The 12,850-nt window shown below is 60.6% G+C and carries 7 protein-coding genes; 4 read left to right on the top strand and 3 right to left on the bottom strand.

What is annotated here, in order from left to right:
- The first annotated feature begins 34 nt into the window (after positions 1-34).
- Positions 35-2,323: a serine/threonine-protein kinase gene (locus AAF358_02525; protein ID MEM7704395.1), complete on the top strand. Its 2,289-nt coding sequence runs from the start codon at positions 35-37 to the stop codon at positions 2,321-2,323.
- A 12-nt stretch (positions 2,324-2,335) separates the two neighbouring features.
- Here AAF358_02525 and AAF358_02520 read toward each other — a convergent pair whose 3' ends face one another.
- Positions 2,336-3,748, bottom strand: a complete 1,413-nt coding sequence (locus AAF358_02520; protein ID MEM7704394.1) for a hypothetical protein — start codon at positions 3,746-3,748, stop codon at positions 2,336-2,338.
- Positions 3,749-3,874: 126 nt separating this feature from the next.
- On the opposite strand from AAF358_02520, the gene AAF358_02515 reads away from it, so the two are divergent.
- Entirely contained in the window at positions 3,875-5,629 is a 1,755-nt protein-coding gene (locus AAF358_02515; GenBank protein MEM7704393.1) for a DEAD/DEAH box helicase, read from the top strand.
- Positions 5,630-5,675: 46 nt separating this feature from the next.
- On the opposite strand, the gene AAF358_02510 is transcribed toward AAF358_02515, so the two are convergent.
- Complete coding sequence (locus tag AAF358_02510) at positions 5,676-6,995, bottom strand: hypothetical protein (protein ID MEM7704392.1); 1,320 nt, start codon at positions 6,993-6,995, stop codon at positions 5,676-5,678.
- A gap of 12 nt (positions 6,996-7,007) precedes the next feature.
- Positions 7,008-7,298 (bottom strand): hypothetical protein, encoded by a 291-nt coding sequence (locus AAF358_02505; protein ID MEM7704391.1) that lies wholly within the window; start codon positions 7,296-7,298, stop codon positions 7,008-7,010.
- A gap of 215 nt (positions 7,299-7,513) precedes the next feature.
- Between AAF358_02505 and AAF358_02500 the strand changes: the two genes are divergently transcribed.
- Both AAF358_02500 and AAF358_02495 read left to right on the top strand, forming a co-directional pair.
- A complete protein-coding gene (locus AAF358_02500; GenBank protein MEM7704390.1) occupies positions 7,514-11,395 on the top strand; it encodes a C13 family peptidase in 3,882 nt (1,293 codons plus the stop codon).
- A gap of 130 nt (positions 11,396-11,525) precedes the next feature.
- Complete coding sequence (locus AAF358_02495; protein MEM7704389.1) at positions 11,526-12,848, top strand: CARDB domain-containing protein; 1,323 nt, start codon at positions 11,526-11,528, stop codon at positions 12,846-12,848.
- Positions 12,849-12,850 lie beyond the last annotated feature (2 nt).

Genomic DNA, 12,850 nt, shown 5'->3' with positions numbered 1-12,850 from the left:
CCCGCTTAACAAGCTAGACGCTAGGTAAGTGTCTTTGATCGGCGCCCTCGCTAGCCTGGATCAAATCGGCGCCTGGCGCATCGGCGACCGGCTGGGCAGCGGTGGTCAGGGGATGGTCTTTCATGCCACCCGCAGCGGCGAGGGCTTTCAGCAGCGTGGCGCGCTTAAGGTGCTGGTCGGCCGGTTGGCCAACGACGACGCGCTGCGTCGCTTCAAGCGCGAGCGCCGGCTGCTCGCCAGCCTGGATCATCCCGGCATTCCTACGCTGCTTGACGGTGGTGTCCTCGACGATGGCTCCCCCTGGCTGGTGGTCGAGCTGGTCGACGGTGAAACCCTGTCTGACCGATTGAAGCACGGCGTGCTGCCGCCGCGCGCCGCTGCCGACCTGGTGATTAACCTTTGTGGAATTCTGTCCCATGCACATCAGCGGCTGATCGCCCATCTGGACCTCAAACCCGGCAACGTTATGCTTGAGCAAGGTGACGGAGTTCGGCTGTTGGATTTTGGTGTTGCGCGTTTGCTGGACGACACCTCAGATCACACCGAACAGACCCACTCGGCGTACACGCCTGCGTTCGCGGCGCCAGAGCAAATCGACCAGCGGCCTACCGGCACGGCAACCGATATCTATGCGGCTGGCGCGTTGCTCTTCGCTGCGACCGTCGGCCGCCCGCCGGTCAGTGCGGACAATGTCTCGGCACAGTTTGAGCAGGTGTTGTGGGCAGAGCCCAAGCTCCCGGCGAGTATTCCGACCGACCTCGCTGCCATCATCCAGAGGTGTCTGCGAAAGGATCCTGCCGAACGCTACGCCAGCATCGACTCCCTCGAAGCAGACCTGCATGCCTTCCGCAGGGGACAGCCAGTCAAGGCTCGGGCCGGCGGCTGGCGATACCGCCTCACGAGACTTGTTGCGCGGCACCGGGCCGCAAGCGCCGTGCTGGGGGTCCTGTTGCTGGGGATGCTGGGCAGCGCCGGTGTCTACGTCGGTCAGAAAAGCGAGATCCGCGAGCAGCGTGACCTGGCGGAACTCGAGGCAGCGCGTGCAAACCGTATGCTGAGCTTTCTAGAGCGGTCTTTAACAAGCCTCAATTCCGACTACAGCACGTCGCCGACGGTCGGTCAGTTCCTGCACAAGGCGGTCGACGAGGTTGATGAAATTAGAGATCCGGTAGCCCAGGTTCGGATCCTGAGGCTGTTGAGTTCGGCGCTGGACTATAGGGGCGAAGCGATGCCCGCTGTGGACGCGATGGCCAGGGCCCTGCCTCTCATTGAAGAAAGTGAGCTACGGGGCGGTGCTGAGCACGTCAACGCGCTGCTGGCACTATCTGAAGGCGCGATCGACAACGGCCACCTCGAGGATGGGGCGCGGCTCGCTGGCGACGCTCTCGATCTGGCCAAACAGTCTCGAGACAGCATTCCATTCGATTTGGAGCTCGGAGCTTTAGGGCGACTCGCTTGGGCGCTTGCCGAGCAGGGGGAAAACGAGCGGGTCAGTCAGCTAACCGATCCGTACCTGAATTCGATCAAAGACATCTCGAGTGAAAGTGAGCTGAACGCTTATGGCCTCATCGCCATTATGGCCAGCCGGGTAGCTGTAAGTGACCAACGCCGCTATGAGCTGGCTAGCCAGATGCATGAGGCGGTCATGGCTGCCTTTCCAGGTCGTCCTACGGCTCAAGTCAGGGAAAAGGTGGTTCTTGGCACCCGCGCGCTTGACCTTGGCCGAGTCCGCGAGGCGCTGAAGCGGTATCGAGAGGCCGAGGCCGCAGTTCGGGCCAGCACCGACGGCGAGCCCTTCTTAGCGTCGTTCGCCATCATACGGCAGGCGACCATCCATCGGATGCAGGGAGATTTTGCCCCTGCCGGTGAACGGCTGGCTGAAGCCGCGACACTGGTTATTCCCCAAGGAAAGCGGATGGAACATCTACTGGCGGCGGAGCAGATTCTCCTCGCCGTGGATGTCGGCAGACTGAATATGGCGACGGGCCTGCTGGCCAAATACGATCGGTCCCCACCACCTTCGAGTACCAGCGCCGCACGAGCGCTTGGCCAGGCCAGGGCGCGCTGGCTGTTGGCCGTTGGCGCCACAGCTGCAGAAGTCAGTGCAGCGGCACCCGATTCGATGGAGGCCCGCATCGCGCAGCTTCGGGAGTCGTGCACCCTGAACGAGGATACTGAGGTTCTGCGCCCAGAGCCGCCTAGCTTAAGCTACCGGCTTTGGGAGATGGCCAGCGCTCGTTGCGCCTTCAACAGTAACCTGGCGGACCAGCTGCGCGATGAGCTGGTCGCGGACCTGGGCCCATCCCATTGGATGACGCGCTAGCGCCCCGACGAATTATGGCTCAACGTAGGTGACCCTGGCTGATCGGATCTGTAGGTTAAAGTCGCTGGCGGTGAACACCGAGCCAGCAAGATACAGCGTTCCCACCTGATTATTTACAACAATGTTCTGATCTAGAAACGCCAGCGTCCTCACGTTTGCGGATGCACTGGATGTTTGTCCGCTCAGAATCGGAGTCGAGCTATTGGTTGCATGTTCATTTCGACGTAGCTGCAAGGTCAGTTGGCCGGCCGAGTCATCGACGTAAAAGAACTCCAGTGCCGTGATAACCGAGCCGTTGGGCAAGTCCAGAGGTGCAAAGAGATCGGCGAAAAAACCGCTGGCCTTTTCCAGGTAAACGCCTTGGAAGTCCTGAACGCGCTCTGCACTGGCGGTGGGGTCTGCGAGATCGAAAGCCGTGTGTGAAATAGCTTTGACTCGGCTACTCTCCACTTCAGGCCCCAGAACCAGGTCCCCGTCGACGTTGGCGAGCACCGCCCGATTGACTGTCCCAAAGTGGCTGAGGCTTTCGATGCGCGTATTTCCCCTCACGTGCAGCGCCTGTTCCGGAACGGCGCCACCCACACCCAGCCGAGCCTCCCGATCCAGGATCAGCGTATAGGCGCCGTTCCAGACCCGAAATTGATCGGTCTGCTCATCGAATTCCGTAAACGCCCGCGGCTGTCCCGCCACGGCGTAGCCGTAAAAAGGTTTTTCCTCCGCCAGCTTGTCGACATCAACGTACATACCGCCGAACGCATCAAGATCGTCTGCGTCGTAGTCTTGCACCACAAACGTCCCCGAGCCCACTGGGCCCGTAGCGCCGCCCACGCCGGCGCCACCGTCGGTGGTGACGAAGTTTTGGCTGACTGACCAGTCGCTGTCGCCGGTCGGCTGACAGGTCACCTGGCCGCTTTCGCTGATGGCGGTCACCGCCGTACCCGCGTTACAAGTGCCCTGAATCCGCTGCTGCACCTGAGATTCGTCGATCTGCGCACTCCCCACCGCGCCGCTGGCGATTTCGCCCGAGCCCACCGAACCCATGGCGACGAATTCGGCGTGCAGTGCATACGGAACGGCGCTGACGGGTTGGCGAGGCAGGAGCGGTTCCAGTGGCTGAGCCGAAACGTCAGGGCCCACTTCGATCTCCATCCACAGCTGATCGCCGGCAAACGGTGAGATGCCGAAGTCGAGCTGCACGGTGAAGATGCCGTTGACCACCGAAACGTCCTGTAGCTCAATCGCTGAGCCGAGCGGCGAGCCGCCGGTATCTACGTCGAACAAAGCAAACGAGAAGTCGAACTGGCCGTTCGCCGGTTGCCCTCCCTGCTGCAGCTCACCCTGGTAGCTAAAGGCGCTTTCCAGCGGTGCCGCGCCCGCAATCCCCTGGAAAATCAGCAAAAAAATCAGCAACGTTCCGTGTTTCATGGTGTGTCCCCTGACTTGGTTCATACAGGGGATACGCAGTGGCTCAGCGGAACCCGACACCGCCATATGGCCGCGAGGCGGGTATACTGCGCGCCCCTTATGCCCGGTCTGACGCCGGAACTGCTCATGAACGATTCTCCAAAAGCGCCATTAACCTTCGCTGAGCTCGAGCTGCCAGACAGTCTCCTGAAGGCGCTAGACGCCGTCGGCTACGAAAACCCCACCCCAATTCAGGCGCAATCGATTCCGGTGTTGCTGGAAGGACGCGACCTGCTGGGTCACGCGCCCACCGGCACCGGCAAAACCGCGGCCTTTACCCTGCCGCTCCTGGCCCGGCTGGATCTGAAGTCCAAAGCGGTGCAGCTGCTGGTGCTGGCGCCCACGCGCGAGCTGGCGATTCAGGTCGCAGAGGCCTGCCAGCGCTACGCCAGCAAAATGCCGGGTTTTCACGTTCTGCCGATCTACGGTGGCCAGGAATATGGCCAGCAGCTTCGCCAGCTCCGCCGAGGCGTGCAGGTGGTGGTCGGTACGCCGGGGCGGGTCATGGACCACATGCGGCGTGGCTCACTCAAGTTGGAAAACCTCAAGGCGCTGGTGCTGGACGAGGCTGACGAGATGCTCCGCATGGGGTTCATCGACGACGTGGAGTGGATCCTGGAACAGGCGCCGGGGGAGCGGCAGATGGCCCTGTTCTCCGCGACCATGCCAAAAGAAGTTGAACGGATCGCGCGGCGCCATCTGAAAGACCCGGCGACGATCGAAATCGCAGCCAAGACCGCCACCGCCGATACCATCAATCAGCGTTACTGGGTGGTAAGCGGCCTCCACAAGCTGGACGCCCTGACCCGGGTGCTCGAGGTTGAGCCGTTCGACGCCACGCTCATTTTTGTGCGCACCAAGATTGCGACTACCGAGCTGGCGGAGCGGCTGGAGGCTCGGGGCCACGCCGCGGCGGCGATCAACGGCGACATGGTGCAGAAAAACCGCGAACAGGTGATCGATCGTCTGAAGCGCGGATCGCTGGACATTCTGGTAGCCACGGACGTGGCGGCCCGGGGGCTCGATGTCGACCGGATCACGCACGTCGTTAACTACGACATCCCCTATGACGCAGAGGCCTACATCCACCGCATCGGCCGGACGGGCCGTGCCGGCCGCCAGGGTGAGGCGATCCTGTTTGTCGCCCCGCGCGAGCGGCGCATGCTCAAAACGATAGAGCGCGCCACGCGCCAGCCCATCGCCCGGCTCGAGCTGCCAACCACCGAGATGGTGAACAACAAGCGGATGGCGGACTACAAACAAAGCATTACGGATACCCTGGCCGCCGGCGAGCTGGAGTTTCTTCGGTCGCTGCTCGAGCAGTACCAGCAGGAGCACAACGTGCCCGCCCTCGATATCGCCGCTGCGGTGGCCAAGCTGGCGCTTGGGGATCAGCCGCTGCTGCTGAAGGACGAACCGAATCCGCCTGCTTTCAAAGAGCGGGATCAACGCAGCCGGCACAAGGGAGACAAACCGCGGGGGCAAAAAGGGAACGACAAAGCGCGAGGGCCTCGCGAAGATTCGCGTCGTTCCGGCGGCAAAGGCCGGCGAGACGGCGACAAGCCGGAGAAGGGCATGGACCGCTACCGGATCGACGTTGGGCACCAGCACGGCGTTAAGCCGGGCAACATCGTTGGTGCTATCGCCAGCGAGGCGGGGCTGGATTCACGTTACATCGGACGCATCAATATCGAGCAGGATCACTCGACCGTCGACCTGCCCTCCGGTATGCCCGGTGAGGTTTTTCGATCGCTCAAGAAAACCTGGGTGTGCGGCCAGCGGCTGAATCTGAGCCGGCTGAATCCGCCGCCGGCCCGGGACCGTCATCGAAAGAAAAAGTGAGGCGCCGCCAGCCGGGAGGGCTAAGACCGGCGACACCCCACTGGTGCTACTGGTTGCAGGCGGTCCCCGTCCCGAATCCGTCGACCAGCGATCTGAAATTGATGTCGTAGTTGTCCAGGCAGATGAGCGACCCGCCGGACCCGGTCAGCTTGCTGCTGTTGTCAAAAAAGCGCAGCTGGGAGTTGGCAATACCAATCGATCCGCCGGAAGATTCGAGCAGAAAAGCGTTTGAAGCAGTGCTGACGGCAATTTGCGAACGCTGAAAGCGGGGATTGCCGTTGATCGAGAGCTGCACTCCGCGATGATCACCGCAGATGATGCTGTCGTAAACCTCAGGCGAGGACTCGGACAAAAACATACCGATACCGGTACCAGAGTTGTCGCTACAGGAGAGTTCTGAAACTTCGGCACCAAGAAAGACTGAGTTTCTGATCAACGCCCGGGGAAATCCGGCAGTGCTGTTGATGCTGGCGAGCCCCGCATTCACGGCTGTAGCGCCGCTGGCCTGGGCGCGGACGTTGCGGATCGTGGGCGAAGCGTCCAGCAGGTAAATCGCCGTATGGCCAAGGCCGCCGCTGTCGTCGAGGATGACGTTCACGTCTTCCAGGATGGTGCTGAGCGTTACGTCGTTGGACATGAATACACCGAGAGAGATTGCCGAGGCGCCGCGGTTTCTCACCGTCAGATTGCTGGCTTGGGCGGCGTCGAGCAGCTGCAGCGTCGCGGCATCCGGGTTGTTCTGACTGGCAGTTCGCTCGCTGACAAGGGTGGTCGCCTGGATACCGCTGCCTCGCAGGTGCACGTTGCCCGGCACCTCTACCAGGTCGGTCTCCGTAAACTCACCAGGACCGACTTGCACCAGATAGGGGTTTTCCGGGCTGGCGTCGGAAATGCTGTTCAGCGCTGCAGCAACGGATGAGAAATCCCCGCCGACCGTTGCCACCGTAATGAGATTGCCGATGGCCAGCGTCTCGGCCACGCCAGCGCTCAGTGCGTAGAGGCTGGCGGGAGAGGGTGCGAGTTTGGTCCTCGGCGTGAGTGGCGTAAAAAGCGCGATCTGCCTGCCGTCGCGAACGCCGACTTCCAGCCAAAGCTGTTCATCGCTGATCCCCGTGAGCCCAAAGTCCAGCTCGATGGAAAAAATGCCGTCGACAACCATTACATCCTCGACCACAACGGCGGGCGCCAGGGCTGAACCGTTTTCGGCCACGTCAAACACGGCGACCTCAAAATCAAAGGTGCCGTTGGCCGGACGACTCAGTTGATTGAGTTGGCCTTGATAGGTAAAAGCGGTCTCCAGGGGTGCCCCGGACACTGAACTCAGCATGCACAGCCCGGCGATCAGACAAAGATAATTCCGTTTCATCGTTATCCCTCCTTATTCAAATCCGTTCGCAAAAATCAGCTCCGGGCGCACGACGTTTTCCTGAGCCCAGAACCCGGCGCGCACCACAAAATCCCCGCCGGCAGACTCCTGCGTTGCTGGCTGCCCCGCCGTGCCGGTCAGAGAAAAATCACCCCCCGCGGCCTGCCCCCCGCCGCCGGCGATCACGCTGCGCCGAATGTCAAAGCCACCACCGCTTTGGGCCAAGGCGCCACAGGCGACAAACACGGCAGCGCACGCGAGCTTTCCGCGCCGAGTCCGCTTGAACGAAAACTGCTTGATCATGTTGGTATCCCGATAGCTGATCAGCCTCGAGCATGGCTGCCGATGACGCAAAAGGCTTGAATATTTCCTAACGGAGTCGTGACGGACCCTTGAAAGCGCGACGAATCAGGGTCTTGGCGTGATACCCACGCTTGGGGCGTTTTCTCCGAAACGGTCTAAACTGAAGGGGTGCGGGCCTGAACTGGGGGGAGATCGTGCAAAAATTCAGGCAATGTTTGCTTGCGATTATCACACTCCTTGCCAACCCGGCGGTTGCTGGCCCGGAGCCGACTCTGCTGGAAAACTATCGGTTCGAACGCCTGTGGCCGCCGCTGCAGGCCCCCTGGTACTTCCAGCCCTTCAGCATTGCTGTCAACCAGTCCGGTGACGTCTATTTCAGCAGCGTGGATCGGTTTGAGGTCCGCAAATACAGCGTCAACGGACAACAGATTTCGGCGATCCCCGGGATAGGCGGTTACCTGGACGTCGCGCCTGACAATACCCTCACTACCGCGGGACGCGACGGCGTTCGAAGCCTGGACAGCAACGACCAGCGGTTCGGGTTTTTTGGGCAGGACTTTGCTGACGTGGCGACCGCTCCCGACGGCACCATCTACGTCAACGATCTGAACTCCCAGGCCATCAGCCGGTATTCAGCCGACGGTCAACTGCTGTCCCAGTTTGGCGAGCAGGGGCTGGGAGACGGGCAGTTTGCTCCCGGGCCGGGCATATCGACTGCTCCGGAGTGCGCCGTCAATTGTCCCCTGAACCTGGATATTGACTCGCAGGGAAACATTTTTGTTGTTGATGGCGGTGCCTCCAGGATCCAGAAGTTTGACGCTGAGGGAAATTTCCTACTGGCCTTTGGTACGCCTGGTTTCGGTGGCGGCGCCGGCGAGTTTCGGACCATTTACTCACTCACCGTGGCCCCCGACGGCAACGTTCATGTTGTCGCCGACAATCGAATTCAGGTGTTTGATCCGCAGGGCCAGTTTCTTTCGGAGTATGCCGACTTCCCCAGGCCCATGAGGGCCGTGGCCATTGACAATCGGGGGTTTCGTTTTGTGCTGGAGCTTTCCGCTTTCAGCGGCACCATCCAGGTGTATGACGCCAGCGGCGTGCCCACGGCCCGCTGGACTAGCGCCGATTCTGCACCCGGGTTTCTGAACATTCCATCGGATATTGCTGTTACCCAGGGGCGGGTCTTCGTCGCCGACAGGGGCAACGCTCGGCTGCAGGAGTTTGCGGCCGACGGGAGTTTCACCCGCCTCTGGGACACCGATGCGCCTGGCGAAGACAGCTCGCCGGTTACGGTGGCTGCCGGGCCTGACGGAAACGTTTATGTCGCTGAGCTACGCCTGTTTCCGCAACCGTTTGAGTACCGGATCAAGCACTTCCTGGCTGATGGCACCTTTGTCTCTACCTTCTTTCTTGACGGCGTGTCCAGCGAGGTTGAGATCTTTGGTATGAGCGTTGACCAGGCGGGCAATCTCTACGCGGCTTACAGCGATGCGCCGGGTGCTGGCCCCAACACCATTTCCGGCGTGCAGAAATTTGCGCCTGACGGGACTCATCTGCAGACGTTTGATTTCCTTGGAGAGGGTTTTGGTCAATCCGACCTGATTGCCGATGTCGCTGTGGACAGCCAGGGGCAGCTTCACCTGGCCGCTGCGCTGCCGTTGAGCAAGGTGATTACGGCCGACGCTCAGGGAAATCCTGTCAATGAGTTTGGTGCGCCGGGCTTTGGCCCGGGTACGCTGTCGCGCCAGATCACCGGTATCACGGTGGACCCGTTCGACAATCTGATCGTCAACAGTCTGTTCGACGACCATCGAGGGCGGATCAACCAGTTTGACCGGCAGGGCAACTTTCTATCGGAGTACAACGCCAGGGGATTTGAACCGGGACAGCTCAATAACGCCCGCACGGTTGCCTTCGACAGTCAGGGTCTGATGTACGTCGTTGAACGAGCCAACAACCGGATACAGGTGTTTTCACCAAACCTGCCCCCGAGACAACAGAAAGCCATCATAGTGGCCGGCGGTGGGCCTTACCCTGGCAACAGTCTGTGGGACGCGACGCGCCTCAACGCGAACTTTGCCTATCGTGCAATGCAGTTTCAGGGGCTCGACAAGACTGCCGTTCAATATCTTTCCGAAGACCCTGAAGCGGACTTGGACGGCAACGGTGCCTTCGACGATGTGGATGCTACGGCCACGCTGGCCAACCTGATGGCGGCGCTGGACCCGGTTTCCGGATTTGCCGCAGACGCCGATGAGTTGGTGATCTACTTGGTCGACCACGGTGGCAACGACACATTTCGCATGAATGAGACCGAGATCCTGACGGCGTCGGACCTGGCCAACTGGGTCGATGCCTGGCAGACCGCCACCGGAAGCCCGGTTACGGTGATTTACGATGCCTGCCAGTCCGGCAGCTTTGTGGACGACCTGGCCAATCCGGCATTCTCCAGAAACGTCCTGGCCAGCTCGGCGGGGGATCAAAACGCTTACTTTGTATCCGGCGGCGCACTGTCGTTCTCCAGCTACTTCTTCACCCAGATTTTTGCCGGCGCAGATTTACAGGCGGCGTTTGACGTGGCGTCATCGGCGATCACCAGCAGCTTTTCGCAGCAGACGCCCCAGCTCAACGTGGACGGTGAGGATGCGCCCAGCTCCGCGCTTTCCGGCGCCACGATCGGCAATGGCGTTGTGGTGGTCGGGGATCGTCCCACTATTGGCAGCGTCGGCGTAACACCCAGCGTGATCGACGTTGGCAGTGAGGCCAGCATTGTTGCCAACGCTGTTCTGGACAACGATGGTATCGGTCGCGTTTGGGCTGTGCTGCAGCCACCAGGTTTTGCTCCCTCGTCACCCGATTCACCGATCGAGGACCTGCCAACCATCGACCTTAGCCGGCAGGGAGTCAGCGCAGATTTTTCCGCCGTCACCGATATCTTCACCGCCGCCGGTACCTACGTGATCACGGTCAACGCGATCGACAGTTTTGGTACGCCGGCAACCCCGGTAGTGAGCACCGTCACCGTAGACAGCCCGGTGCGCAGAAAGGCGATCATTGTTGCCGGCGGTGACCGTAGCGATGTGCTGCGACCAGCCTATGATGACAACGCAGAGTTGGCGTATCTCGCACTGGTTGAGCAGGGGTACGGCCCGGACGGCGTCAACTGCGCCAGCGATGACTGCGACGATATCGTCTACCTGAACCCGAGCCCAGGGCCGGGTGTGGACGGCGTCCCTGACCTTTTGGCTCTGGAAGATGCGGTCATCAGCGGTGCCGCCGATTCCGGGCTGGACCTGGTGCTTTACCTGGTTGGACCAGGAAGTTCGAACCAATTCAATCTGGGTGATGGCCAACTTCTCAGCGCCATCGAGCTTGACGGCTGGTTGGACCAGCTGCAGGGCACTATCGCTGGGACTGTGGTGGTGGTCATCGACGCTGACCTTTCCGGGAGCTTTGTCGACGAGCTTACGCCTCCCGCTGATCGTGAGCGCATTGTCATTACCAGTACAGCCGACGATGGTTTTGCTGCGCTGCTGGTGGATGGCACGGTGAGCTTTTCCCGCTTCTTCTGGACCCAGGCCCTTTCCGGCGCCACAACGCGAGAAGCTTTCCAGCTGGCCCGGCAGGCCATTCGCTATGAATCGGATCAATGTCAGACCCCACAGCTGGACGATAACGCCAATGGGGTTGGTAACGAGTTGCTGGACGGCCAGCTGGCCCAGACCTATACCCTGGGCTCTGGGGTCCTGCTGGCCGGGGATGGACCCACTATTCCGGCGTTTTCTGTAGCGGACTCCTACGCCGGCGAGGGACCGCTGGAACTTGTGGTCCCCTCGATTACCTCAACCGGACCAATTAGCCAGGTGTTGGCGCTGGTGAACCTGGCCGGCTGCGGACCAGCTCGTTTTCGGGCTCTTACACAGGAGCCTGACGGGAGCTACCGTGGCAACATTGCTCCACTGTTTACCGAATCGGGTGTCCATAACGTGGCTGTGTACGCCACGGATTCGGATCAGGAGGTTTCGCTACCGATTTCGCGCTCCGTCTCGGTCATGCTGGAAACGCCTCTTTTTCTGGACGGATTTGAGAGCCCGTAACACGATTCAGGCTCGGACTAACGCGACGATCTGCCTAAAACATCCGGGAAATCGTGCTCCGCATAGGCCTGCCGCTTGCCGGGAAATTTGCGTATGGTTGGCATTGGGCACAAGACGGGATGACGTTGGTTTGAAGCGAATCGCTAAATTTCCGCGGCAGGGGGCCGCGCTGCTGACCCTGGCTTTGACTGTCGGGGCCGCGCAGGCGGGCCCATCAGCCGGTTTCTGCGACGGGGTGACGCCGCCGGCCCCGGATGCGTTCGAGCCAAATAACACCTTCGAAACGGCTTTTCCGATTGCGCCGTACACACTGCTGCCGCAGGTGCAGAACTTCAGTGACGATACCGACGTGGACTGGTTTTTCTTCCGAGCTTTTGACTTTTTGGGTAGCGCCAACATTTACCCGCTGCGCTTTAGGAGCCCCCCGTTTGGTGCTGGAATCTCGATGACCACGAGTGCGCCATTTGAAGGCGCCGGCCTCTTCATTCGTATTTTTCAGGTCGATGGCAGCAATCTGACGGAAATTGTCCCCCCGGCGGGAGACCCGGGAACACTGGAATTGATTGATCAGGGCTGCATATTTGAGCCGTTCGACATCGAATTCCGTTTCGATACAACGAGCGACTACGCCATCTCGCTTAGTCAATGTCGAAACGAAGGTCTCGACGTTAACAGCAACATGATTGCGGACAACGAGGAATACTGTATTCCAGAAGATCCCAGCTTTGGGCTACACATCTTCCGGCCAACGGGATTCGAGGCAGGCGAGCTTACTGGCACCGTGACGGACGCGGTCACAATGCAGCCGGTGCCTTTAGCCGCAATCATTGGAAATAATGTTGGCCTGACTGCCTACAGTAATCCGGCCACCGGCGTCTATTCAGGCCTCGCTGCCGAAGTTACCGGCGGAACGGCTAGCGTAGTTCGTCAGGGTTACATCACCCGTGATGTTCAATTCAATTTAGTGCAGTCGGAAACCACGCCCTGCGACATCACACTGATGCCAGAGGGGGTTAGCATGGACTCAGACCTGACCATCAGCAGTCTCAACACGAGTTCCAACGAGCTGTTCTTTGGTGAGTCGTTTAGCGTGACCACCCAAATCAGCAACAGCGGTGCCGGTGCCTCACCAGCAACCGCGCTGCGCTTCTACCTCTCAAACGATGCCACAATCGATACCAGCGATACCGAGATTGGCAGCAGCATGATCGCCGGCATCATGGCGGGGCAGACCCTGCCCAATACTTCTTCCATTCAGGCCCCGGAAAGCGACGGCAGCTTTTTCTTCGGCGCGTGCGTGGACACGGTCGACGGCGAGAGCAACTCCGCCAACAACTGCTCGGCGTCGGTGCCGCTCACGATTAACTACCGCTTCCGGGACGGCTTCGAAACGCCACCCGCTCAGCCCGCAGCGCTTCCCAAAGGTGGCCCGCCAGCCTGCACACTCCTCTAGAC

It is taken from the genome of Pseudomonadota bacterium, from assembly GCA_039033415.1.
Taxonomy (GTDB): domain Bacteria; phylum Pseudomonadota; class Gammaproteobacteria; order Xanthomonadales; family SZUA-38; genus JANQOZ01.
This window is presented reverse-complemented; position numbering and strand designations above follow the sequence as displayed.